The organism is Actinomycetospora sp. NBRC 106378, assembly GCF_030269685.1.
Lineage (GTDB): Bacteria > Actinomycetota > Actinomycetes > Mycobacteriales > Pseudonocardiaceae > Actinomycetospora.
Window position 1 is genome coordinate 55,011 of sequence record NZ_BSTT01000015.1, and the last position, 22,537, is coordinate 77,547.

Here is a 22,537-nt window from a genome sequence, read left to right on the forward strand (position 1 = left end):
GCCGGACGGCACCCGATCCGGGTGGACTTGGTCTCGTCGGAGTTGAAGCGGGTCCCGATGCGCCAGAGCGGTGCGGGCCCTCCCCGGAAATGAGGCACCGTCATGGAGATCCAGGTCCTGGGCCCCCTCGAGGCTCGCGTCAACGGACGCTCGATCCTCCCCACCGCCGCGAAGCCGCGTCAGGTGCTCGCCCTGCTCGCGCTGCACGCCGGCGCCGTCGTCCCCGTCTCGACGATCGTCGACGAACTCTGGGGCGAGAACCCCCCGCGCAGCGCGCAGACCACCCTGCAGACCTACGTGATGCAGCTGCGTCGCCTGCTCGACGCGGCTCTCGCGCCGAACGGCCGGTCCGCGAAGGACGTGCTCACGACCCGCTTCGGCGGCTACATGCTCGACGTCGACCCGGAGTGCGTCGACGCCACCGAGTTCGCCCGCCTGGCCGAGGCCGGCCGGCGCGCCTTCGACTACGGCGACCACGACGCCGCCGCCCGGCTGCTCGACGAGGCCCAGCGCCTGTGCCGGGGGGCCACCCTCGTCGACGTCGCGGTCGGGCTGCCGCTGGGCATGGAGATCACCCGGCTCGAGGAGACCCGGCTCGCGGCCCTCGAGAACCGCATCGAGGCCGAGCTGTCGCTGGGCCGCCACCAGAGCCTGCTCGGCGAGCTCTCGATGCTGTGCGCTCGGTACCCGATGAACGAGAACCTCCGCGCCCAGCAGATGCTCGCGCTCTACCGGTCCGGGCGCCAGTGGCAGGCCCTCGAGGTGTTCGGCTCGCTGCGCGCCACCCTCGTCGACGAGCTCGGCGTCGAGCCGTCCGCCCGTCTGCAGGCGCTGCAGCACCGGATCCTCGACTCCGACCCGGCCCTCGAGCTCCGTCCCGCCCACCTCGAGCCGGGCCTCCAGATCGCCTCCAGCGCCTCCTGAGGCCGAGCGCGCATCGTCGTCCCCGGCACCACTCCCGGCGGCACGGCCACCGGACCACGGAAGGGAACCGTCATGAGCGAGCTCAGCCTCGAGGACCTGAAGAGCATCATGCGCGCCGCGGTCGGCGACGACGAGGACGTCGACCTCTCGCGCGACATCCTCGACGTCCCGTTCACCGACCTCGGCTTCGACTCCCTCGCGATGCTGGAGATGGCGACGCTGGTCAAGCGCCGCACCGGCATCGCGATCTCCGACGACGACCTGGAGCACCTGCACACCCCGCGGGGACTGCTCGAGGTCGTCGCCGCCGGCGCCGTCGCGGACGCGGCATGAGCGGGGCCGCGTTCGTCACCGGCTTCACCGAGGGCATCGGGCTCGCCGTCACCGCGACGCTCGCCCGGGCAGGACTGTCCGTGTTCGGCTGCGCCCGCAGCGCGGACGACGTCGCCGCGACCGTGAAGCGCTTCACCGACGACAGGCTCGACGTCGACGGCACCACCTGCGACGTCACGGACACGGCCGCCGTCCGCGCCGCGGTCGAGGCGGCCGTGGCCCGCTACGGACGGATCGAGGTCCTCGTCAACAACGCCGGCCGCAACGGCGGCGGGGAGACCGCGACGATGGACGAGGCGCTCTGGCTCGACGTCGTGGACACCAACCTCAACTCGGTCTTCCGGGTCACCCGCGAGGTCCTGACGACGGGGCGGATGCGGGACGGCGCGAGCGGCCGGATCGTCAACATCGCCTCGACCGGCGGCAAGCAGGGCGTCCCGCTGGCGGCGCCGTACTCGGCCTCGAAGGCGGGCGTCGTCGGCTTCAGCAAGGCCGTCGGGCTGGAGCTCGCGCGCACCGGCATCACGGTCAACGCCGTCTGCCCGGGCTACACCGAGACGGCGATGGCGGCCCGGGTCCGCCAGGGCCACGCCGACCACTACGGCACCACGCCGGAGGCGGTGAAGGAGAAGTTCGAGGCCCGCATCCCCCTCGGTCGCTACGTCGCGGTCGAGGAGGTGGCCGCGATGGTCGGCTACCTCGTCTCCGACGCCGCCGCGTCCGTCACCGCCCAGGCCCTCAACGTCTGCGGCGGGCTCGGGAACTACTGACCCACGCCACACCAGGAGACGACCGTGACCGAACTCGCCGACGTCACCACGACCGCTGCCGGTCGTGTCGAGATGGTGCACACCGAGCTCGTCGCCGCCCCCGCGCGGGACGTCTACGAGCTCGTCGCGGACGTGACGGCCTGGCCCCACACCTTCGGGCCGACCGTGCACGTCGAGGTACTCGAGTCCACGCCCGCGTGGGAGCACCTGCGGATCTGGGCCTTCGCACACGGCACCGTGCGGACCTGGACCTCGCACCGCACGCTCGACCCGGAAGCACTCACCGTGGACTTCCGCCAGGGCCGCCCCGCGGCGCCGGTCCGCACCATGGGCGGCCAGTGGCGGCTGCTGCCGCAGGACGACGGGCGGACCCTGGTGGAGCTGCGCCACGACTTCACCGCCGCCGACGTGGAGGCGATCGACCTGATCCGTCGCGCCGTCGACGTGAACAGCACGGCCGAGCTCGCCGCGCTGCGCGAGGCGGCCGAGCAGGGCGCGTCCCGCGCCGACCTCGTCCTCGAGTTCGCCGACTCCGTGGAGATCGACGGGGCGGCCGACGACGTCGCCGGCTTCCTGCGCGACGCGGCGCTCTGGCCCGCCCGGCTCCCGCACGTGGCGCGGCTGGACGTGACGGAGGACGAGCCGGGCGTGCAGGTGATGTCCATGGACACGCGCTCCACGGACGGCTCGCTGCACACGACGGAGTCGGTGCGGGTGTGCCTGCCGGACGGCGGCATCGTCTACAAGCAGACCGCCACCCCCGCGGTGATGGCCGCCCACACCGGCCGGTGGAGCATCACCGAGGTCCCGGCGCGGCCCGGCCGGGTGGTCGCGACCTCGGCCCACACCGTGGTGCTCCGACCCGAGGAGGTCGCCGCGCTCCTCGGGACCCGCGACCTCGTGCGGGCCCGCGCCATGGTCCGGCACGCCCTCGGGACCAACAGCCGGACCACCCTGGCGCACGCGAAGGCCTTCGCCGAGGGCCGGGCCGCGACCGGGCGGGCGGCGGCCTGATGGACGTCGTCGTCGTCGGCGCCGGACAGGCCGGCCTCCAGGTCGCGGCATCGCTGCGCGATCACGGCCACGACGGCCGGGTGGTCCTGCTCGGCGCCGAGGACGACGCGCCCTACCAGCGCCCGCCGCTGTCCAAGCACTACCTCGGCGGGCCGGGCGGCTCCCGCTCGGTCGCCCTGCGCGGGCCCGCCTGGTTCGCCGAGCACGGGATCGACCTGCGCACCGGGGCCCGGGTGAGCGCGATCGACCGCGCCGCCCGCTCGGTCCGGCTCGCGGACGGCACGGCCGTCGGTTACGACCACCTCGTCCTCGCGCTCGGGGCCCGGCCCCGGCGGCTCCCGGTCCCGGGGGCCGACCTCGCGGGCGTGGTCACCCTCCGCTCCCTGCCCGACGCCGACGCGCTCCGGCTCGCCCTCGCCCGGGACGTCCTCGACGTCGTGGTGATCGGCGCCGGCTTCCTCGGCCTCGAGCTGGCCGCGGCCGCCCGCACGCTCGGCCACACCGTGACCGTCGTGGAGCGGGCCGCCGCCGTCCTGCCCGGCGCGCTCTCCGCGCCGACCGCGGACGCCCTGGCCGCCGCCCACCGGCAGCAGGGCACCACGCTGCTGCTCGATCGACGCGTGGAGGGGTTCCTCGGCCGGGACGGTGCGGTGCGTGCCGTCCAGCTCGCCGACGGGACCCGGCTCGCCGCCGACCTCGTGGTCGTGGCCGTCGGCGCCGTCCCGCGCACCGGGCTCGCCCGCGCCGCGGGGCTCGCCGTCGGCGACGGCGCGCCCGCGGGTGTCGAGGGTGTCGAGGGTGTCGAGGTCGACGCGGCCCTGACGACCACGGACCCCGCGATCCGCGCCGTCGGCGACTGCGCCGCCTTCCCGTGCCCCGTCGGCGGGGCCCGCATCCGCGTCGAGTCCGTGCAGAACGCCGTCGACCAGGCCCGTTTCGTCGCCGCGTCCCTCCTCGGGACCGCAGCCGGGCCGACGTACTCCGACCTGCCGTGGTTCTGGACGAGCCAGCACGGCCTCACGGTGCAGATCGCCGGCCGAGCCGCCGGCCGGGACCGGACGAGGACCCTCGGGGACCCCGGTTCCGGCCGGTTCTCCACGCTGCGCTTCGGCGACGGCGTCCTCCGGTGCGTGGAGTCGGTGAACCGCCCCGCCGAGCACCTCGCGGCCCGGCGGCTCCTCGCCGCCGGCACGGTCGTGACCGCCGAGGTCGCAGGCCGTGCCGATTTCGCCCTCTGCTGAACCCCCTCCCCGTGCCGCTAGAGTGATCTCCGGGACGGCACCGGCCGGGGGGCGGCATCGCCGCGACGGAGCGTGGTCGGAGGGGCAACGCCGTGATCGACGTGATGATCGCCGAGGACATGCACATGGTCCGGGGGGCGCTCATCGCGCTGCTCGATCTCGAGCCCGACATGCGCGTGGTCGCCGACGTGTCCTCGGGGGACCGCATCCTGCCCGTCGCGCGGCAGTTCCGTCCGCACGTCGCGGTCATCGACATCGACCTGCCCGGCACCGACGGCCTCACGGCGGCCGCCGAGCTGCACGAGAAGCTGCCCACGACCCGGACCCTGATCCTCACCAGCCTCGGCCGCCCGGGCACCCTCCGCCGCGCGCTGGCGGCCAAGGTCTCCGGCTTCGTCCTCAAGGACGCGCCGCCGTCCGAGCTCGCGGACGCCGTCCGGGGCGTCGCCGCCGGACGGCGGGTGATCGACAGCAACCTCGCGCTCTCGGCGTGGGACAGCGGCGAGTGCCCGCTGACCGGTCGGGAGCTGGAGGTCCTGGCCCTCGCCGCCGACGGCACCGACGCCGACGACATCGCCGGCCGCCTCTACCTCTCCCTCGGGACGGTCCGCAACTACCTGACCTCGGCGGCCACCAAGCTCAACGCCCGCAACCGGGTCGACGCGGTGCGGATCGCCCGCGACGCCGGCTGGCTCTGACCCCGGCACGTCACGCGACGCGCCGGTCCGACCCGGTGACCACCCACGAGCCCGGCGCCCGGTGCACCTCGGGCCGCCACCACGTCGGGGGCACGTCCGGGACCGGTGGCCCCGCCCGGGTGCCTCCGAGCGCCGCGGCCAGGGCGACGACGACGGCGGCCAGCTCCTCCGGGGTCGGAGACCCGGAGGTGACGACGATGTGGTCCATCGCGCGCTCCCTCAGACCGGCGGGTTGCCGTGCTTGCGCACGGGCGAGGCCCGGTACTTGGCCCGCAGCATGTCCAGCGACCGGATGAGCGTCAGGCGCGTGGAGGCCGGGCAGATGACGTCGTCGACGAGGCCGCGCTCGGCCGCGTAGTGCGGGTCGACGAGCTCCTCGCGGTAGCGCGCGAGCATCTCGGCCCGGGCCGCCTCGGGGTCGTCGGCCGTGGAGATCTGACGTCGGAAGATGACGTTCACCGCCCCCTCCGCCCCCATCACGGCGATCTCGTTGGTCGGCCACGCGAACGACAGGTCGGCGCCGATCGACCGCGAGTCCATGACGATGTAGGCGCCGCCGTAGGCCTTGCGCAGGATGAGCTGGATCCGGGGCACCGTGGCGCTGCAGTAGGCGTAGAGCATCTTCGCGCCGTGCCGGATGATGCCGCCGTGCTCCTGGTCGGTGCCCGGGAGGAAGCCGGGGACGTCGAGCAGGGTCACGAGCGGGATGCTGAACGCGTCGCAGGTCTGCACGAACCGCGCCGCCTTGTCCGACGCGTCGATGTCCACCGTGCCGGCCATCGACCGCGGCTGGTTGGCGACGATCCCGACGACGTGGCCGTCGAGCCGGGCGAGCGCGCAGACGATGTTGGTCGCCCAGCCCTCCTGGAGCTCGAGGAAGTCCCCGTCGTCGACGAGCTCGGTCAGGACGTCCCGCATGTCGTAGACGGCCGTCGTGTCCACCGGCACCAGCTCGAACATCCGCTCGTTGCCCCGGTCGACGGGGTCGTCCGTCGGCTCGACGGGCGGGGTGGAGCGGTTGTTCGAGGGCAGCATCGAGAGCAGGTGACGGACCTCGGCCAGGCACGACTCCTCGTCGTCGTGCACGAAGGTCGCCACGCCCGAGGTGCTCCCGTGCACGTCCGCCCCGCCGAGGCCGTTCTGGTCGATGGTCTCGCCGGTGACGGTGGCGACGACGTCCGGCCCGGTGATGAACATCTGCGCGGTGCCCCGCACCATGAAGATGAAGTCGGTGAGGGCGGGCGAGTAGGCGGCCCCACCCGCACAGGGTCCGAGGATGACGCTGATCTGGGGGATGACCCCCGAGGCCTCGGCGTTGCGGCGGAAGATGCCGCCGTACCCCGCGAGCGCCGTGACCCCCTCCTGGATCCGCGCCCCGGCCCCGTCGGACAGGCTCACCAGCGGTGCGCCGGTCGCGATCGCCATGTCCATGATCTTGTGGATCTTCTGCGCGTGCGCCTCCCCCAGCGACCCGCCGAAGACCCGGAAGTCGTGCGCGTACACGAAGACCGTGCGGCCGTCGACGGTGCCCCATCCGGCGACCACGCCGTCCCCGTGCGGCCGGTTCGCGTCCATGCCGAACGCGGTGGCGCGGTGCCGGCGCAACGGCTCCAGCTCGACGAAGGAGTCCTCGTCGAAGAGCAGGTCGAGGCGCTCGCGCACGGTCAGCTTCCCCTGGGCGTGCTGCCGTTCGGTGGCGGCCGACGGCCGCACCCGGAGCTCGGTCTTGAACCGGGTGAGCTCGGCGGCGTGGTCGCGCAGGTCGACGGGTCGGCGCCCGAACAACGGGTGCACGGTGGCACCGGCGGTCGGCGGATCGGCCGGGGCCGGCCGGACGGACAGGGGGACGGCGGGGTCGGTCATGGTGATGCTCCTCAGGCGTGGCAGTCGGGGAGTCCGCCGTGGAAGGCGACCATCTCGCGGAAGGACGCCCCGACGTCGAGGGGACGACCGGGTCGGTGCGGGTCGGCCTGGTCGGCCAGGGCCCGGTGCAGGTTGCCGACCAGTCGCTCCGGGTCGACGAGGTCCGCGAACTCCCCCAGGTCGGCGGCCCGGGCGATCTCGAGCGCTCCGAGGCCCGCCGCGGCGCCCTCCCGGGCGAGGCCCTCGACCCAGCGGAGGTAGCGGGCCGTCCCGGCGAGGATCTCGGGTCCGCCCACCGGTCCGTGGCCGCACACCACCGTGGTGGCGCCGAGGCCGGCGAGCCGGTCGAGCGCCGTCAGGGACCCGCTGACCGAGCCCATGAGGCAGTAGGGCGTCACCCCGGACATGGCCACGTCGCCGGCGAGGAGCACCTTGCGGTCGGGCACCCAGACGACGACGTCGTTGGTCGTGTGGGCGGGTCCGACGTGGATCAGCTCGACCCGGAGCTCCCCGGCCCAGAGCGTGAGGCGGTCGGCGAACGTCACGTCGGGCAGGACCAGGGGATCCTCGCCCCAGTCCACGTCCGGCCACAGCGTCCGCAGCCCGAACCCCGCCTCGGCCATCTCCTGCCGGGTGCGCTCGTGGGCGACCACCACCGAGCCGGGGGCGAAGGCGGCGTTGCCGAAGACGTGGTCGCCGTGATGGTGGGTGTTGACGAGCACGTCGGGGACGCCGCCGACCACCCGGCCGACCGCACCCCGCAGCCGCCGCGCCCGGCGGGCGGTCGCGGCGGTGTCCACGAGGACGCTGCGCCCCTCCCCGACGATCAGGCCGGCGTTGCTCACGCACCAGCCGCCGCCCTCCGCGACCGCGGCGAAGACGCCGTCCGCGACCTCCTGCAGATCCTCCTGCGGGGACGGCGGGGCCGATCCGGCTCGCACGGACGGGGTGAGGGTCATCGCTGCTCCCGGGGGTGATCGACGGGCGGGAACCCGTCGGGGTCGATGGGGTGGCCCTCCAGCCAGAGGGCGAGGGCGGCCTCGAGCACGGCACGCCGGTCCGGGACGTCCCCGGGCGCCAGCGACACCACCGTGCTCCGGCCCGAGCGCACGGCGCGGTGCCGCCGGGCGAACGCCGAGAGGACCTGACCCGGCCCCGTCTCGAGCAGCATGCGGTCACCCCGGGCGAGCAGCGTGTCCAGCGCCGGCCCGAACCGGACGGTGTCCGCGAGCTGGCGGGCCCAGAACCGCGGACACCGGGCGTCCTCGGGCCGCAGGGGCGCGGCGGTGTAGCCGCTGACCAGCGTGCACCACGGGGTGCCGGGCTCGGGGGGTTCCGCGTCGCGCAGCAACCGCTCCACCGCGGGTTCCATCGCAGCGCTGTGGAACGGCGTGGTGGCGGGGACGGCGCGGGCCACCAGGTCGTGCCCGGCGAGCACGGCGGCGACCGCGGCGAGCTCGTCCGTCGGTCCGGCCAGCATCGTCTGGCGGGCGGCGTTCACCGCGGCGACCCCGACGCCTCCGGTCAGGTGCGGCGCGAGTTCGGCGACGGACGCCGCCACGGCGAGCATGCCCCCGGGGACGTCCACCGCCGCGGCGACGCGGTCCCGCACCATCCGGGCGGCGGCCTCCGGGGCCAGGACACCCGTGAGGGCGGCGGCGACGAGCTCACCGGCGCTGTGGCCCAGCACCTCGGCCGGCTCGACGCCCCAGCGCAGCACCGCCGCTCCCAACGCCACCCCGAGCGTGAACAGCAGGGGCTGGGCGCGCCGGGCGTCGTCGAGCTCGACGCGGGGCCGGGCGGCGAGCCAGTCCGAGCGGATGGCCCGGCCCTCCTCGCCCCAGGTGTCCAGCACCCGGTCCACGTCCCGCCGGAACCGCGGGTCGGCGGCGGCGAGCCCGGTCAGCATCCCCGGGTGCTGCGAGCCCTGGCCGGGGAACAGCAGCGCGACCGGGCGGGGGCCGCCGGGACGGGGCGGGACCACGGGGGCGCCCGCGATGTCCCGCGCCGCCGTGGCCGGGGTGGTCACCACCCCGGCCCGCACGGTGCCGCGCCCGGCCGGGCCGATCCGGACGACCGTCCGGCGGCCGGCCAGCTCGGCCGAGCCGAACAGGCGCCCGCGCACCCAGCGCTCGTGCTCGGCGTCCTCGGCCGACCACAGCACGAGCCGCGGTGCGGCTGCGGTCCCGCCGGCCCCGGGCGTCCCGGTCCCGCCGACGGGACGGTCCTGAAGCGTCGTCATGCCGGCTCCCTCCGTCGCCGACGAGAGTCCGTCGCCGGTCTCGCGGCCCCCTCGAGCGGGGCGTCGAGCACGGGTCCGGCCCCCGTCGAGAACCGCGGGCGAGGGTGATCGGGGACACCCACCCCGACCGAGCGGAGATCCGATGTCCCCCACCGGCTGCAGCGAGACCCACCACGCCACCACGGTCGTCGACCGCCCGGTCCGTGACCGCGCCCGCGACGAGTTCCCCGCCGACGACGCCCACGACGAGCCGCACCTGGTCCGCGGTCTCGACTAGGGCGCGTCAGTCCGCCGCGGCGAAGGCCTCCAGCCGCGCGATCTCCGCGTCCAGCTCCGTGCCGGCGGACGCGGGGACCGCGGCGAAGAGCGACGCCCGGACACGGCCCGCGTCCCACTGCCACGTGCCCGCCACCCGCCCGTCCACGAGGACCACCGGGGTCGACTGGGGCATCCGGGTGTGGAACACCTTCTCCCGGTGCTCCGCCGGCACCACCCCGGCCCGCTGGGCATGGCCGAGCAGCAGGAGTGCGTCGAAGTTCGACAGGAGCCGGACGGGGGCGTGGACGTCCTCGTCCGGCAGCGGCGCACGCGGGAGGTCGACGAGCTCCCGGCCGTCGGGATCGACGAACGGGCGGAGCTCCATCCGGGCCAGGACGCCGCGGGTCGCCGTCACCGTCCACCCCGCGAACCGCGCCACGTCCGGCGGGCTCGCGGGGCCGTACCCACGCAGGTAACGCTGCACGAGCCGCTCCTCCGCCGCCGGGAGGTCCCCCGGCCGCCGGCGGGGGAGCCAGGTCCGGGCGAGTCCGTAGACGTGGGCGCGGGGCTGCTCCCAGGTGCCGGCGGGTGGGACGCGGACCAGGTCGGTCCAGAGCTGCGCGGCCGTGAACGCCGACCGTGGGAGGCCCGCGGCGTCGAGGACCTCGACGATCTCCGCCTGGCGGCGGGGACCGTCCGCCAGCACGTCCTCGACGATCGCGGCCACCCGCGGGAGATCGAGCTCGCGGGCGTCCGGGAAGGTCCGACGGAACCACGTCCGCCGGGCCTCGCGCACCGCCAGGCACAGCGGGGCGTGGTCCCCGGCGGAGACCATGTGGATGGTCGAGCGCATCACCCAGCCCTGCACCACCCGGCGTCGGGAGAGGGCGTCGGTGAGGTCCTGCCGGCGGAAGTCCGCCAGCCGCGAGAAGAGCCCGACGTAGGCGGACGGGGCGTACTGGGTCTGGAGCCCGCCGAGGCGCTCGATCCCCTGCTCCGGCCCCAGCGCCGCCCGCTCGAGCAACAACTGGCGGGCCAGCAGGCTCCGGTTCAGCCGTCGCCACGACAGCGTCCGTGGTCGCACCACCCTGTCGTCCCTCCTCGCCCGCCGGGAGGCACCAGCCTGGCGCGGGCGCCTCGAGCCGTGGTCGAGGCGCCCGATCAGGCGCCCAGGGCGCGCTCCCGCAGGAACACGCCCTCGCTGTCCAGCAGCGACGTCACCACGGCGTGCACCCCCCGGTCGGCCGTCGCCGCCATCAGTCCGCCGATGGCCCACGTCAGGCGGACCGTGCACGCGTCCGTCCCGCCGGTCAGGACCCGGCGTTCGAACCAGTGCCCGAGCCCGAGCGAGGCGCTCACGGCGGCGAACCGCGATCCTTCCTCCACGAACGCCACGCGGTAGTCGTGGCACCACATCCCCGTCGAGGTCAACGTCAGCCGCGCCCCCGGCACGAGGCCCTCCTCGGAGAGGTCGACGTGCGCGACCGCCGGGTTCCAGCTCGGCCATCGCCCGACGTCGCGCATCAGCTCCCACACCACCTCGGCGGGGGCGGGGACGTCGACCCTGCGGACCCACTGCATCGTCGGACCTCCCACGTCGTCATCGCACGGGACAGACGACCCCCGCCGACTCGAATCGCGCACGAAGCCGGCTCGGCCCGAGACGCGAGGGCCGGCCCGCGGTCGGGCGGGCTCGCCGACCCGACACCACCGGGAACGACGAAGGCCCGGCCCCCGACGGGGACCGGGCCTCTCGTGAACTGCTGGTGGAGCTGAGGGGAATCGAACCCCTGACCTACTCGATGCGAACGAGTCGCGCTACCAACTGCGCCACAGCCCCGACGACGTGGAACTCTACGCCACGACGTGCGGCGGGCGATCAGCGGGTGGGCCCGGACGCCGCCGGCCCCGTCGTCGGGTGGAGGCCCACCGTCCGCCGTCGGGGGATGGCAGCGGTCGGTGGGCGTCCACCCGGCGACGGGGCCGGAGTATCGGTTCAGGCGCCGCGGCGATAGGCCGGGACCCGGTGGTCGTCCAGGTCGCAGAAGGCGGGGTCGTCGTCGGTGTCGTCGACCAGCTCCGTGCCCGCGGGCACCTCCGGCGCCGGGGTGCGCGGCGCGATCCACCGCGGCCCGGGCACCTCGTCGTCGAGGAACTCGTCCTCGCGCCGGGCCTCCGGGACCTCGGGCAGCTCGTGCTCGCCGGACTCGTAGCGACCCCACCGCTCGGCCTCGGCGAGCCGCTCCTCGTGCTCGACCTGGCGCTCGCGGCGGGCCTCCAGCGCGCGGCGCTCCCCGGAGAGCCGGGCGGCACGACGACGACGGACCTCGTCCTCGATGCGGGTCTGCCGCCGGAGGAAGACCAAGTAGCCGGCCAGCCCGACGACGGTGACCACGAACAGCCACCAGAGCGCCGAGGAGACCACCAGCGCGGCGAACACCGAGAGCACGGCGACGACGATCAGCGCGATCGCCACCCGCTGGCGGAACGCGTAGCGGGCGTGGGCCGCCGCCTCGGCCGCCTCGGCGTCGAAGCCGCCCCGGCCGGGCCGGTAGGTACGTGGCCGAGCGGCGGGAGCGTCGTCGTAGCCGGCCTCGTACCCGTCGTCGTACCCGTCGTCGTACCCGTCGTCGACGGGCTCGTCGCGACCGTCCTCGTAGCCGTCGTCGTACTCGTCGTCGTACCCGAGGTCGTCGTCCTCGTGGAGGTCCGCACCGCGCCGGGCGCGGTCGAGGACCCGCCCCTCGGGCGCGGCCTCCGGCGCCGACGCGAGGACGTCCTCGTCCCGGACCTCGTCCGTCGTGCTGGTCATCGTGACCTCCTCGTCCCCCGTCGCTGTGCCCGTCGCCACGGCAGCCACCGGCCGCTCCGGCCGGGCGAGCACCCGCGCGCTCAGATCGGCGTCGGCGGGCCTCGGCACCATCTGGCGACGCCGGGCGACCACCGGGACGAGCACCGCGAGCCACGCGACCACCAGCGCGGCGAAGACCAATGAACTCGGCACCCGTCCACCTCCCCGACCCGATGGCCCGTTCCTCCGACCGCCAACCACGCTAGTCACACGAGCCCCATCAGCCCCGGAACCGCGACGGCGTGTCGTGTGCGAACCGTGACCATCACCCTCCAGTGAGGGAAGGAGTCGGCGGGGTCGACCGGCCGATGACCACTCGATGGGCTGGTCAAACCCTGAGGTCGCTGGGCCGTGTGGGTGGTCCAGCGCCGGTCGAGCGTCGTCACCGGCCGTCAGGACCGCACGACCCGCCGTGAGGACCGCAGGTCAGGCGCGTTCGGCCCGCCCGGCACGGAGCAGCCGGGCCACGAGGCCGTCCGGGAGGACGTCCTCGGCGGTGACCGCGAGCACCACGTGGTCGCGCCAGTCGCCGTCGACCTCGAGGTAGCGCTTGAGGAGCCCCTCCTCGCGGAAGCCGAGCTTCCCGAGCACCCGCAGGCTCGCCGCGTTCTCCGGTCGGACGGTCGCCTCGACGCGATGCAGCCCCACGCGGGAGAAGCAGTGGTCGACGGCGAGGGCCACCGCCGCCGTCGTCGCACCCTTGCCGGCGTGCTCGGCCGAGACCCAGTAGCCGACGTAGGCCGACAGCAGCGGCTCCCGGACGATGTTGCCGACCACGACCTGACCGGCGAACCGGCCGTCGACGGTGAGCGCGTACGGCAGGGCGGTGCCCGCCCGCCCCATGGCGCGCAACGTGCCCCAGCGGCCGGGCCACTCGACGAGGGCGTTGTGGTCCGACCAGCGGCCGGGGGGCATCGGCTCCCAGGGCGTCAGGTAGTCCTCGTCGCGCAGCCGCAGCCGCGACCACTCCCGGCCGTCGGTGAACCGCACGGGGCGCAGCGTCACCACCCCGGCGGGCACACGCAGCGACCGCAGCCGGTCGGGCCACCCGGGGTGCCGACCGGTGGGTCTGGTCCCTCCCCAGATCGGCGCGCCGCCCATGGGGAGCAGTGTGCGCTAGCGGGGGGACAGGAACGCCACCCGGACCGGGGTGTCGAGTCCGGCCTCGGTGGTCTCCTCGTCGAGCACGATGAGCGCGTTCGCCTCGGCCAGCGACGAGAGCAGGTGCGAACCCGCCGTCCCGAGCGGCTGGGCGAGGTACTCGCCGGAGGTGCGGTCGCGCAGCAGGCGCCCCCGCACGTAGCTGCGGCGGCCCGGCCGGGAGCTCACCGGGGACAGCAGGCGCGCGGTGACCTCGCGACGGTGCAGCTCCGGGCGGCCCAGCGCGAGCCGGATGAGGGGCCGGACGAGGATCTCGAAGACGACCAGCGCCGACGTCGGGTTGGCGGGCAGCAGGAAGGTCGGGATCTCGTCGTCGCCCAGGCGCGCGAAGCCCTGGACACTCCCGGGGTGCATGGCGACGCGGCTGGTGTCCACCGGGCCGAGCTCGCCGAGCTCGGCCGCGACCGCCTCGCCGTGGGCGCCGCCGACGGCCCCGGCGACGAGCACGACCTCCGCGAGCCCGAGCCGCGCCTCGACGGCCTCGCGCACGGTCGACGCGTCGGCGCCGACGATGCCCACCCGGGTCACCTCGGCGCCGGCGTCGCGGGCCGCGGCCGCCAGCGCGTAGGAGCTGACGTCGACGACCTGGCCCGCGGCGGGGGTTCGGTCGACGTCGACGAGCTCGTCGCCGACCGCGATGACCGACACGCGGGGGCGGGGGTGCACGAGGACCTTGGTGCGGCCGACCGCGGCCAACAGCCCGACCTGGGCGGGCCCGACCACGACGCCGCGGCGCACGGCGACGTCGCCCGGAGCGACGTCCTCCCCGGTACGCCGGACGAACTCGGCGCTCGCGACGGGGTGCTTCACCGTGACGCGGGCGCGGCTGGACGGCCCGGCGTCGTCGGTGTGGTCGTGCGGGGCGACGGCGTCGGCGAGCGTCGGCAGCGGGGCGCCGGTCGCCACGCGCACGGCCTGCTTGGGGCTGAGGCGGTGCGCCTGGCGGGAGCCCGCCGCGACCTCCCCGACCACCGGCAGCTCGACGGGCTCGACGTCGGCCGAACGCACGTCGACCGCGCGCACGGCGAACCCGTCGACGGCGGCCTGGTCGAATCCCGGCAGCGCGCGATCGGCCACGACCTCCTCGGCGCAGAGCAGCCCCTGTGCGTCCGAGATCGCGATCCGGATCGGGGCCGGGCGCACCGCGGCGTCGAGCACCCGTCGCAGCTGGGCATCCACGGTCCTCACGGACCCATCGTGCCCCGGAGGAGGGGCCGGGCAGCGTAACGACGCGCCCTCAACGCGGGTGTCCGACCCCTTCGCTAGCCTCGCGGTACCGGGCGAACCACCCACGACGAGTACCGGAGCGCGCATTGACCAGCGACCACCCCGCCGTCGAGAAGTTGGCGAAGGCCGGGGCCCATCCCGTCGAGGTCGCGGCCTTCCGGCGTCGGCTCGCGCAGCTCTCCGACCCCGACGCCGGCCTGGTCCCGGGTGACGTGCTCTCGCCGGTCGAGCCGTTGCCGCGCCTGGACGACCTGCCCGAGCCCGACGCGGAGACCACGCGCTCGGTGCTCGACCGGCTCGCCGTCGTGAAGCTCAACGGAGGCCTCGGTACGTCGATGGGGCTGGACGGGCCGAAGTCCACGCTGGAGATCAAGCCCGGGCAGAGCTTCCTGGACGTGATCGCGCGCCAGACGCTCGCGCTGCGCGCGTCCACCGGGGCGCGGCTCCCGCTGCTGCTGATGGACTCCCCCACCACGCGCCCGCCGTCGCTGGAGCGGCTGGCCGCGCACGCGGGCCTGGCCGACCAGGGCCTGCCGCTGGACTTCCTGCAGGGGATCGAGCCGAAGCTCGACGCGGGCTCGTGGGAGCCGGTGGAGTGGCCGGCGAACCCGGAGCTGGAGTGGTGCCCGCCGGGGCACGGCGACATCTACACGGCCCTCGCGGCCAGCGGGATCGCCGCGTCCCTGGTGGAGGCCGGGGTGCGGTGGTGCTTCGTCTCCAACGCCGACAACCTCGGTGCCCGCCCCGACCCGCGGATCGCGGCGTGGCTCGCCGAGCAGGAGGTGCCCTTCCTGCTCGAGGTGGTGCGGGGCACGGAGTCCGACCGCAAGGGCGGGCACCTCGCGATGCGCGACGGGAGGCTCGTGCTGCGCGAGTCCGCCCAGGTGCCCGACGGCGACCCCTCGTTCGGCGACCTCACGCGCTGGCACTACTTCAACACCAACAACATCTGGTTCGACCTGCAGGCGATCACCGCCCTGCAGGAGGCCGACCCGGCCGCCCCCGACCTCCCGCTGATCGTCAACCGCAAGACCGTCGACCCCACGGACAAGACCTCCACCAAGGTCATCCAGCTGGAGACGGCGATGGGCGCGGCGGTCTCCTCGATCGCCGGCGCGGGGGCCCTGGAGGTGCCGCGGACGCGGTTCGCGCCGGTCAAGACGACCGACGACCTGCTCGTCGCCCGCTCCGACCTCTGGGAGCTGCGCGAGGACGGCACGATGGTGCCGCACTTCGAGAGCAAGCCGCCGGTGGTCTCGCTGGACAAGGCGCACTTCGGGATGCTGCGCGACTTCGAGGCGCGCTTCCCCGCCGGGGCGCCGTCGCTGATCGACGCCGAGCGCCTCGAGGTGCGCGGGGACGTCACCTTCACCGGCCCGACGACGGTGCGCGGCACGGTCGTCGTCGAGGGCCCGGCGGAGGTGTCCGGGACGCTGTCGTGACCGCGAGCAAGACCGAGCTGCGGGCCCAGCTGCTGGCTCGCCGTCGGGAACGGTCGGAGGCCGCCCGGTGGCAGGACGCCGCCAACCTCGCGGCCTCGCTGCCCGGCGTCCTCGACTCGCTCGGCGCCGACCCCGCCCGGCCGCTGTGCCTGTACGTGCCGGTGCGCTCCGAGCCCGGGGCGGCGCCGAACGGGGCGCTGCCGCTGCTCGACGCGGCGGTCGCGATCGGGCGCCGGGTCCTGCTGCCCGTCGTGACGCGGGCGAGCGGAGCGACGGGGGAGAGCGAGACGGGTCCGCTGGACTGGGCGGGGTTCCGCGACCGCGGCGACCTGGTGCCCGGGCCGCACGGACTGCTCGAACCCTCCCGACGGCGGGAGGGGCCGGCCGCGATCGCGTCCGCCGGCGTCGTGGTGGTGCCGGCCCTCGCGGCCTCGCCCGACGGGGTGCGGCTCGGGCGGGGCGGCGGGCACTACGACCGGTCGTTGCCGCTGGTCTCGGGCTCGACGTCGATCGTGGCGGTGGTGGCCGACGACGAGCTCCTGCCGGAACTCCCCCACGAACCGCACGACGTGCGCGTGCACGCCGTGTGGCGTCCGACGGCGGGGCTGATCGGAACAGCCTGAGGTGTGGCGTTGTTGGCACTCCCGTCGGGTGAGTGCCAGATACACTCCCCCGCGACCCTCCGGGATGACAGGAGTGCACGTGCCCACCTACCCCTATGCCTGCACCGAGTGCGATCACCGCTTCGAGCAGGTCCAGGCGTTCACCGACCCCTCGCTGACCGAGTGCCCCGTGTGCGGCGGACGGCTGCGCAAGGTGTTCTCGTCGGTCGGCATCGTGTTCAAGGGCAGCGGTTTCTACCGGAACGACAGCCGGTCCGGCTCGACCTCGAGCACCTCGGGCTCGTCGGACTCCGGGTCGTCGTCCGCGTCGTCGGACTCCGGCAGCTCGTCGTCGTCGAACTCGTCGTCGTCCTCGTCGGACTCCGGATCGTCGTCCTCGAGCACGTCCTCGTCGTCCGGGACGTCGGGATCCTCGGGCGGTTCGTCCGGGTCCTCGTCGAGCGGGACCTCGTCCTCGTCCTCGTCCACGGCGACCAAGAGCGCCTGACGAGAGAGGTCCGGGTCGACGACCCCGAGTCGTCGACCCGGACCCACACGCGGCTCGACCCGCTCCCCAGCGGTCGGCGGCCCCGTGCTCCGTACAACGAGAGACGCGCCCGCCCGACGCGCGTTGCCTCGGAACATGTTTCGGCGACAAGTCTCACCCGGTCGACCGAACGGGTCAGAGCACCCGACGACCGCCCGTGGCCTTCGTGGTCCGGCCGGCGGAGGGCGTGCCCTCCTGGGCCGCCAGCACCGGCGAGCGCGCCAGCAGGAACACACCGACGGTGAGCAGCGCCGCCCCGGCCACGCCCCCGAGCACCCACCACCCACCGGCGACCTGCTCGCCGAGCAGCCCGGTGCCCCACAGGAACGCGAGGATGGGGTTGCCGAGGGTGAGGCCCGGCTGGCTCGCGAGGAGACGGCCCGCACGCAGGCCGCTCTGCAGGGTCCAGAACGCGACCGGACCGACCGGGATGAGCAGGTAGCTCTGCCAGGTGGTGAAGACCTCGCCGAGGCCCCCCGCGGCGAGTGCGTCGGCCATCGCCTTGATGATCACGGCGACGAAGCCCGACCCGATGCCGGCCGCGATCCCGAAGAACGCGGCCTTCCCCACGGCACGCGAGGTCTCCGCGATCCACACGCACACGCCCAGGGCGGCCAGCGTGACGATCGTGCCGAGCACCCACTTCAGGTCGCCGGCCGCGAGGGCGGCCCCTCCGTGGGGACGCAGCGACGCGAGCAGCACCACCAGCCCGACGCTCATCAGGCCCACGGCCGACCACTCGTAGGGCCGGAGCGCACCGCCGAGGATCCACCAGCCGACGAGCAGGGTGAACGGCAGTTCCATCACCAGCACGGGCTGGACGAGCGAGATCGACCCGAGCTGCAGCGCCAGCACCTGGCAGATCACGGCCCCGCCGAAGATGACGATGCCGAACAGCCAGGGCGGCCGGCGCACCATGTCCCGGAACGAGCCGGCCGACAGGCCCCGCTGCCGCGCGCTGTCCTGCGCCGCCTTGCGTTGCAGGGTGAGCGCCAGCGCGTTCCCGAGACAGGCCAGGAGGACGAGCACCACGGCCATTCGGGTGCAGCCCCTCACGTGTCCGGCGGATCGGATGGAGCCCGGCCATCCACAACCGGCGCCCTCCGAACCCATTGTCCACAAGCCGTGGACGCCACGCCCGGTGGGTGCGTTCTGACCCCTACCGTCGGATTCGTGAAGCTTTCCGGACGGCGGGTCGGGGCCCGCGGGCGCGGGCCCGTCGGGTGGCGCCGGGCCCTGCTGCTGCGGCGACTGGCCGCGGGCGGGCTCGTGGCGCTGGCCGGGGTGGTGGGCGGGCTGGGCGCCGCGTCCCCGGAGGTGACCGGCTCCCCGGTCGTGGTGGCGGTCCGCGACCTCGCGCCCGGCATCCCGCTGGCCCCGGGCGACGTGGCCGTGGTGGACCGGCCGCCCGACACCGTGCCGGACGGGGCGGTGACCGCGCCGGACGCGGTCGTCGGCGGGCACCTGGTCGGCGGGGTCCGGGCCGGGGAGGTGCTCACCGACGTGCGGCTGGTCGGGCCCGACGCGGCCCGGGCCTCGGCGGGGGCGCCCGACGCGGCGGGCGTGCCGCTGCGTCTGGCCGACCCGGCGCTGGCCGGGCTCGTGCGGCCGGGCACCCAGGTCGACGTGGTGGGCGGGGCACGGGGCGGCGGGGAGGGCGGGGCGATCCTGGCGTCCGGCGCGCGGGTCCTCGCGGTCCTGCCCGCCGAGGACCGCACGAGCAGCCCCGTCGTGCTGGTCGCGCTGCCGGGTCCGGTCGCCGCCCGCGTCGCGGCCGCGACCACGGGGCAGGAGGTCACCCTGACCCTGCGGGTCCGGCCGGGGCCGCCTGCGAGGGCTACACCACGCAGCTTCCCGGGCCCCCGGAGCTGCCTGACGTCACCCTCGCGGAGGAGGCGGAGCAGGAGGCCGCGTCCGACTCACCGCTCCCGGTCGTGGTGCGGCGGCCGCTCGGCCTCGTAGAAGCTGCGTGGGTCCTCGTCGCGCACCCGGTCGGCGTCGTCCCGCTCGTCCGCGCTCGCCGGGGAGTCGGCGCCGAACAGCGCCTCGCGGGCCCGGCGTCGGGCCCGCTCGGCGCGATCGGGGTCCGTCAGTTCTCCTCCAGCCCGGAGAGCTCGGCGATCACGTGCGCGATGAGCGGCGTCAGCGTCGCCATGCCGTCGCGGACGGCGGCGCGCGAGGAGGCCAGGTTCACCACGAGCGTCGAACCGGAGACGCCCACCAGCCCGCGCGAGAGGCCGGCGTCGACGGCGCCCGCGGCGAGCCCGGACGCCCGGATGGCCTCGGCGATGCCGGGGATCGGACGGTCGAGGACGCCGGCGGTCGCGTCGGCCGTCACCGCCCGCGGGGAGACGCCCGTGCCGCCGACGGTGATGACCACGTCGACCCCGCCGATCACCGCGGTGTTCAGCGCGTTGCGGATCGCGACCGACTCGCCCGGCACCACGATCGTGCCGTCGACGACCAGCCCGGCCTCGCCCAGCAGCTCGGTGACCAGCGGGCCGGTGGTGTCGGTCAGCTCCCCGGTGGAGATGCGGTCGTCGACGATGACGACGAGTGCCCGACCGAGCAGGTCGTCGCTGCCGCCCAGGTTCTCGATCGACGTCGTGCCCCGCGGGAGTTCCATACCCCAGACCCTAGTCGGCCCGCACCGAACGCCTACCGTGACCGCCGTGCGCGTCCTCCTGACCGGCGGTGCCGGTTTCATCGGCTCCGCGATCGCCGACCAGCTCGCCGAGCGTGGCCACACGCCCGTCCTCCTCGACGCCCTGCTGCCGCAGGCCCACGCCGACGGCAAGGCTCCGGAGTGGCTCGACCGCTACGAGCTGGTCCACGGCGACGTCCGCGACGCCGACCTGCTCGACCGGCTCCTCCCCGACGTGGACGCGGTCTGCCACCAGGCCGCGATGGTCGGGCACGGCGTCGACCCCAACGACGCCCCGGCGTTCGCCGAGAACAACGACGTCGCCACGGCCGTGCTGCTCGCCGCGATGTACCGCTCCGGGCACCGCAAACTCGTGATGGCGAGCTCGATGGTGGTCTACGGCGAGGGCCGCTACTCCTGCCCGGAGCACGGCGTCCAGCCGCCGCCCGCGCGCACGCAGGCCGACGTCGACGCCGGGCGCTACGACCTCCCGTGCCCGGTCTGCGGCCGCGACCTGCAGGGCGAGCTCATCCCGGAGGACGCCGCCCTCGAGCCGCGCTCCACCTACGCCGCCACGAAGCTCGCCCAGGAGCACCTCGCCGTCGCCTGGGCCCGCGCGACCGGCGGCCGCGTCTACGCCATGCGCTACCACAACGTGTACGGCCCGCGGATGCCGCAGAACACCCCCTACGCCGGCGTCGCGTCGATCTTCCGCTCCTCGCTCGAGCGCGGCGAGGCGCCCCGCGTCATGGAGGACGGCCGCCAGCGCCGTGACTTCGTGCACGTCAGCGACGTGGCCGGCATCAATGTCGCCGCCCTCGAGGCCGCCGAGGACACCACCCCGGCCGGCACCTGCGTCCCGCTCAACGTCTGCTCCGGCGAGGTCCGCACCATCGCCGACCTCGCGGGTCAGCTCGCCGAGGCGATGGACGGCCCCGCCCCGCAGATCGTCGGCGGTGCCCGTCCCGGCGACGTGCGGCACGTCACCGCCGACCCCGCCCGCGCGGCCGAGCTGCTCGGGTTCCGCGCCCGGGTCGGGTTCGCCGAGGGCATCACCCGGTTCGCGACCGACCCGCTGCGCGCCGCGATCCGTTCCTGACGACGGGTCGGGCGCGGCTCGCCGGGGTCTCCCGCTCCGGACGAACGGGTCGTCGGTTCGGGTCCGGGAGGCTCCGAGCAGACACGCGCGGCCGCCGCGACCGTGGCGCCCCGCGCACGCCCGTCGTCAGCAGTGGGCCACGGCTGACGCGCGGGTCTACCAGGTCGTGAACAGCAGGCTGTTGACCAGCAGTGCGAGCACCGCCTGGGCCGCGAGCCACCAGCGCACCGACCTCGCCGGCAGCAGGGCGCACGCCAGCACCATCCACGTGCCGAACGGCAGCCAGATCCGCTCGACCTCGGACTTGGAGAGCCCGGAGAGGTCGGCCGCCAGCACCGCGAGCACGGCCGCGCCGACGAGCGCGAGCAGCGCGACGGGGACCTGTTTCGGCCACCACGCGAGCCGGCGCAGGCCCACCACGACCGCGGGGCCGATCGCCAGCGCCAGGGCGGCGAAGTTGGCCCACACCCAGTAGCGGTAGGGACGCAGGAGGCCGAACTCGCCGGGCTGGTAGTAGCGGATCTTGACCTGCGTGTAGCCGTCGAACCAGAAGAAGCCGCCGAGGTGGAACAGGCCGACGACCGCCAGCACGCCGACGGTCGCGACGACGAGCGGCCACCACCGCCGCACCAGGACCGCGATCACGATCGGCGCGAGGCCGAAGGCGGCGAGCCCGTAGGACAGGAACAGGCTCGCGCCGAAGAGGAGCCCGCCGACCAGGCACAGCACCGAACCGAGCACGGTGCGCCGCACGGCGCCGAGGGCGAAGAACGCCACCGCCCAGGCGAACACCGCCGCGAACATCCCGTCGGCCGAGACGCCGACCCACACCGCGCCGGGGAACAGCACGCCGAAGGGGATGTACCGGCGGGCGAGGGCCCGGCCGGCCTCGACCGCGTCGGCCGACAGGGGCAGCTCCACCGAGCCCGGCCGCAGCGGGCCCCAGCGCACCCCGCCGAGCGCACCGATCGTGATCGCGACCGCCACCGCGGCCGAGGCGCCGACGAACAGCGTGACCAGCGAGGCCGCCTCGCCACCCGGCTCCCAGAACTCGGCGATCCAGACGTAGACCAGCGTGGCGAGCGGCGGGTGTCCCGAGGAGTGCGTGACGAGCGTGTCGGGGGTCATCCCGACGATGCGGTCGGCGAACGTCGTCAGGAACGGCCGCAGGCCCGGGTAGCGCCCGACCTCGACGAGGTACTCGGTGGGCGTGGTCAGCCGGTCGACGATCCCGAGCTGGTAGCCGTCGATCAGCGCCAGGCCGAAGGTCCACGCGGCCGCGGTGAGGTAGGTGACCAGCAGCAGCGGGCCCCAGCGCAGGCGCGCGGCGACCGTCGGGCCGGCGACGACGACGAGGAGGGCGATCACGACCGCCGCGACCCCGCCGCGCCGGAAGTGCGGCATCCACTCGGCGAGGACCGGCGGCCAGCCGACGAGGATCTTGACGCCGCGGTCGATCTCGGCCCAGCCGTAGAGGGCGGCCACCGCCACGAGGGCGCACCCGAGGGCCGCCGCGATCAGGTCGCCCCGCAGCCGCGGACCGCGCCGCCCGCGGGTGTCGGGGGCCTCGTCGTCCTGGGGGCGCGTGGGCCCGAGCACCGTGCTCATCGCCACGGAGCGT

General features: G+C 75.1%; 24 protein-coding genes, 1 tRNA gene and 1 pseudogene. 12 read left to right on the top strand and 14 right to left on the bottom strand.

From position 1 onward, the window contains the following. Positions 1–102 precede the first annotated feature (102 nt). From QSK00_RS25115 to QSK00_RS25140, 6 genes are all read left to right on the top strand, one after another. Complete coding sequence (locus QSK00_RS25115) at positions 103–924, top strand: AfsR/SARP family transcriptional regulator (RefSeq protein ID WP_285595285.1); 822 nt, start codon at positions 103–105, stop codon at positions 922–924. 72 nt (positions 925–996) lie between these two features. Continuing rightward, the gene (locus tag QSK00_RS25120) at positions 997–1,257 is read left to right on the top strand and encodes an acyl carrier protein (protein ID WP_285595287.1); all 261 of its coding nucleotides are present in this window, start codon (positions 997–999) and stop codon (positions 1,255–1,257) included. Beyond that, a complete protein-coding gene (locus tag QSK00_RS25125; RefSeq protein ID WP_285595289.1) occupies positions 1,254–2,027 on the top strand; it encodes an SDR family NAD(P)-dependent oxidoreductase in 774 nt (257 codons plus the stop codon). Before QSK00_RS25120 ends, QSK00_RS25125 begins: the two co-directional genes overlap by 4 nt. 24 nt (positions 2,028–2,051) lie before the next feature. Beyond that, positions 2,052–3,041 (top strand): aromatase/cyclase, encoded by a 990-nt coding sequence (locus QSK00_RS25130; RefSeq protein WP_285595291.1) that lies wholly within the window; start codon positions 2,052–2,054, stop codon positions 3,039–3,041. After that, on the top strand, positions 3,041–4,282 hold the full coding sequence (locus QSK00_RS25135; protein WP_285595292.1) for an NAD(P)/FAD-dependent oxidoreductase: 1,242 nt from the start codon (positions 3,041–3,043) through the stop codon (positions 4,280–4,282). Before QSK00_RS25130 ends, QSK00_RS25135 begins: the two co-directional genes overlap by 1 nt. Positions 4,283–4,374: 92 nt before the next feature. Next, on the top strand, positions 4,375–4,980 hold the full coding sequence (locus tag QSK00_RS25140; RefSeq protein ID WP_285595294.1) for a response regulator transcription factor: 606 nt from the start codon (positions 4,375–4,377) through the stop codon (positions 4,978–4,980). A gap of 10 nt (positions 4,981–4,990) precedes the next feature. Here QSK00_RS25140 and QSK00_RS25145 read toward each other — a convergent pair whose 3' ends face one another. Genes QSK00_RS25145 through QSK00_RS25160 form a run of 4 tightly spaced genes read right to left on the bottom strand, consistent with a single transcriptional unit; the run spans position 4,991 to position 9,085 of the window. Then, on the bottom strand, positions 4,991–5,188 hold the full coding sequence (locus QSK00_RS25145) for an acyl-CoA carboxylase epsilon subunit (protein ID WP_285595296.1): 198 nt from the start codon (positions 5,186–5,188) through the stop codon (positions 4,991–4,993). Between the two features lie 11 nt (positions 5,189–5,199). Next, positions 5,200–6,843, bottom strand: coding sequence for an acyl-CoA carboxylase subunit beta (locus QSK00_RS25150; RefSeq protein ID WP_285595298.1), 1,644 nt, complete (start codon positions 6,841–6,843; stop codon positions 5,200–5,202). A gap of 11 nt (positions 6,844–6,854) precedes the next feature. Continuing rightward, positions 6,855–7,802, bottom strand: coding sequence for an MBL fold metallo-hydrolase (locus QSK00_RS25155; protein WP_285595300.1), 948 nt, complete (start codon positions 7,800–7,802; stop codon positions 6,855–6,857). Beyond that, positions 7,799–9,085 carry an acyltransferase domain-containing protein gene (locus QSK00_RS25160; RefSeq protein ID WP_285595302.1) on the bottom strand — a complete coding sequence of 429 codons (1,287 nt, stop codon included), beginning with the start codon at positions 9,083–9,085 and terminating at the stop codon, positions 7,799–7,801. Before QSK00_RS25160 ends, QSK00_RS25155 begins: the two co-directional genes overlap by 4 nt. 142 nt (positions 9,086–9,227) lie before the next feature. On the opposite strand from QSK00_RS25160, the gene QSK00_RS25165 reads away from it, so the two are divergent. After that, the gene (locus QSK00_RS25165; RefSeq protein ID WP_285595304.1) at positions 9,228–9,362 is read left to right on the top strand and encodes a hypothetical protein; all 135 of its coding nucleotides are present in this window, start codon (positions 9,228–9,230) and stop codon (positions 9,360–9,362) included. A 6-nt stretch (positions 9,363–9,368) separates the two neighbouring features. Here the strand turns inward: QSK00_RS25165 and QSK00_RS25170 are convergent, their stop codons facing one another. The 6 genes from QSK00_RS25170 to glp all read right to left on the bottom strand — a co-directional run bounded on the left by QSK00_RS25170 (position 9,369) and on the right by glp (position 14,543). Then, positions 9,369–10,430 (bottom strand): winged helix DNA-binding domain-containing protein, encoded by a 1,062-nt coding sequence (locus tag QSK00_RS25170; protein WP_285595306.1) that lies wholly within the window; start codon positions 10,428–10,430, stop codon positions 9,369–9,371. A gap of 74 nt (positions 10,431–10,504) precedes the next feature. After that, positions 10,505–10,939, bottom strand: a complete 435-nt coding sequence (locus QSK00_RS25175; protein ID WP_285595308.1) for an SRPBCC family protein — start codon at positions 10,937–10,939, stop codon at positions 10,505–10,507. A gap of 168 nt (positions 10,940–11,107) precedes the next feature. Next, positions 11,108–11,183 (bottom strand) — tRNA-Ala (locus QSK00_RS25180). A 156-nt stretch (positions 11,184–11,339) separates the two neighbouring features. Next, a complete protein-coding gene (sepX, locus tag QSK00_RS25185; protein WP_285595310.1) occupies positions 11,340–12,347 on the bottom strand; it encodes a divisome protein SepX/GlpR in 1,008 nt (335 codons plus the stop codon). Between the two features lie 273 nt (positions 12,348–12,620). Next, on the bottom strand, positions 12,621–13,295 hold the full coding sequence (locus tag QSK00_RS25190) for a GNAT family N-acetyltransferase (protein ID WP_285595312.1): 675 nt from the start codon (positions 13,293–13,295) through the stop codon (positions 12,621–12,623). Between the two features lie 15 nt (positions 13,296–13,310). Continuing rightward, positions 13,311–14,543 carry a molybdotransferase-like divisome protein Glp gene (glp, locus tag QSK00_RS25195; protein WP_285595316.1) on the bottom strand — a complete coding sequence of 411 codons (1,233 nt, stop codon included), beginning with the start codon at positions 14,541–14,543 and terminating at the stop codon, positions 13,311–13,313. 125 nt (positions 14,544–14,668) lie between these two features. Between glp and QSK00_RS25200 the strand changes: the two genes are divergently transcribed. From QSK00_RS25200 to QSK00_RS30455, 3 genes and pseudogenes are all read left to right on the top strand, one after another. After that, positions 14,669–16,024, top strand: a complete 1,356-nt coding sequence (locus tag QSK00_RS25200) for a UTP--glucose-1-phosphate uridylyltransferase (protein WP_285595318.1) — start codon at positions 14,669–14,671, stop codon at positions 16,022–16,024. After that, a complete protein-coding gene (locus QSK00_RS25205) occupies positions 16,021–16,647 on the top strand; it encodes a 5-formyltetrahydrofolate cyclo-ligase (RefSeq protein ID WP_285595320.1) in 627 nt (208 codons plus the stop codon). Before QSK00_RS25200 ends, QSK00_RS25205 begins: the two co-directional genes overlap by 4 nt. A gap of 64 nt (positions 16,648–16,711) precedes the next feature. Then, a pseudogene (locus QSK00_RS30455) lies at positions 16,712–16,867 on the top strand (FmdB family zinc ribbon protein); the annotation flags it as partial. A 14-nt stretch (positions 16,868–16,881) separates the two neighbouring features. On the opposite strand, the gene QSK00_RS30460 reads toward QSK00_RS30455, so the two are convergent. Further along, the gene (locus QSK00_RS30460) at positions 16,882–17,115 is read right to left on the bottom strand and encodes a hypothetical protein (protein ID WP_352231171.1); all 234 of its coding nucleotides are present in this window, start codon (positions 17,113–17,115) and stop codon (positions 16,882–16,884) included. 193 nt (positions 17,116–17,308) lie between these two features. Then, a complete protein-coding gene (locus tag QSK00_RS25215) occupies positions 17,309–18,205 on the bottom strand; it encodes a DMT family transporter (RefSeq protein WP_285595324.1) in 897 nt (298 codons plus the stop codon). A gap of 141 nt (positions 18,206–18,346) precedes the next feature. Here QSK00_RS25215 and QSK00_RS25220 point away from each other — a divergent pair, with 141 nt between their 5' ends. Further along, a complete protein-coding gene (locus QSK00_RS25220) occupies positions 18,347–19,135 on the top strand; it encodes an SAF domain-containing protein (RefSeq protein WP_285595326.1) in 789 nt (262 codons plus the stop codon). A 127-nt stretch (positions 19,136–19,262) separates the two neighbouring features. On the opposite strand, the gene QSK00_RS25225 is transcribed toward QSK00_RS25220, so the two are convergent. Beyond that, positions 19,263–19,799, bottom strand: coding sequence for a MogA/MoaB family molybdenum cofactor biosynthesis protein (locus QSK00_RS25225; RefSeq protein ID WP_285595328.1), 537 nt, complete (start codon positions 19,797–19,799; stop codon positions 19,263–19,265). Positions 19,800–19,845: 46 nt separating this feature from the next. Between QSK00_RS25225 and QSK00_RS25230 the strand changes: the two genes are divergently transcribed. Next, complete coding sequence (locus QSK00_RS25230) at positions 19,846–20,916, top strand: NAD-dependent epimerase/dehydratase family protein (protein ID WP_285595330.1); 1,071 nt, start codon at positions 19,846–19,848, stop codon at positions 20,914–20,916. Between the two features lie 156 nt (positions 20,917–21,072). On the opposite strand, the gene QSK00_RS25235 is transcribed toward QSK00_RS25230, so the two are convergent. Next, positions 21,073–22,524 carry a hypothetical protein gene (locus QSK00_RS25235; RefSeq protein ID WP_285595332.1) on the bottom strand — a complete coding sequence of 484 codons (1,452 nt, stop codon included), beginning with the start codon at positions 22,522–22,524 and terminating at the stop codon, positions 21,073–21,075. Positions 22,525–22,537: the final 13 nt, after the last annotated feature.

Excerpts from the sequence above, each read along its gene's own strand:
- QSK00_RS25115 (WP_285595285.1), top strand. The coding sequence starts at position 103 with ATGGAGATCCAGGTCCTGGGCCCCCTCGAGGCTCGCGTCAACGGACGC.
- QSK00_RS25120 (WP_285595287.1), top strand. The coding sequence starts at position 997 with ATGAGCGAGCTCAGCCTCGAGGACCTGAAGAGCATCATGCGCGCCGCG.
- QSK00_RS25125 (WP_285595289.1), top strand. The coding sequence starts at position 1,254 with ATGAGCGGGGCCGCGTTCGTCACCGGCTTCACCGAGGGCATCGGGCTC.
- QSK00_RS25135 (WP_285595292.1), top strand. The coding sequence starts at position 3,041 with ATGGACGTCGTCGTCGTCGGCGCCGGACAGGCCGGCCTCCAGGTCGCG.
- QSK00_RS25145 (WP_285595296.1), bottom strand. The coding sequence starts at position 5,188 with ATGGACCACATCGTCGTCACCTCCGGGTCTCCGACCCCGGAGGAGCTG.
- QSK00_RS25150 (WP_285595298.1), bottom strand. The coding sequence starts at position 6,843 with ATGACCGACCCCGCCGTCCCCCTGTCCGTCCGGCCGGCCCCGGCCGAT.
- QSK00_RS25155 (WP_285595300.1), bottom strand. The coding sequence starts at position 7,802 with ATGACCCTCACCCCGTCCGTGCGAGCCGGATCGGCCCCGCCGTCCCCG.
- QSK00_RS25160 (WP_285595302.1), bottom strand. The coding sequence starts at position 9,085 with ATGACGACGCTTCAGGACCGTCCCGTCGGCGGGACCGGGACGCCCGGG.
- QSK00_RS25165 (WP_285595304.1), top strand. The coding sequence starts at position 9,228 with ATGTCCCCCACCGGCTGCAGCGAGACCCACCACGCCACCACGGTCGTC.
- QSK00_RS25190 (WP_285595312.1), bottom strand. The coding sequence starts at position 13,295 with ATGGGCGGCGCGCCGATCTGGGGAGGGACCAGACCCACCGGTCGGCAC.
- QSK00_RS25225 (WP_285595328.1), bottom strand. The coding sequence starts at position 19,799 with ATGGAACTCCCGCGGGGCACGACGTCGATCGAGAACCTGGGCGGCAGC.
- QSK00_RS25235 (WP_285595332.1), bottom strand. The coding sequence starts at position 22,524 with ATGAGCACGGTGCTCGGGCCCACGCGCCCCCAGGACGACGAGGCCCCC.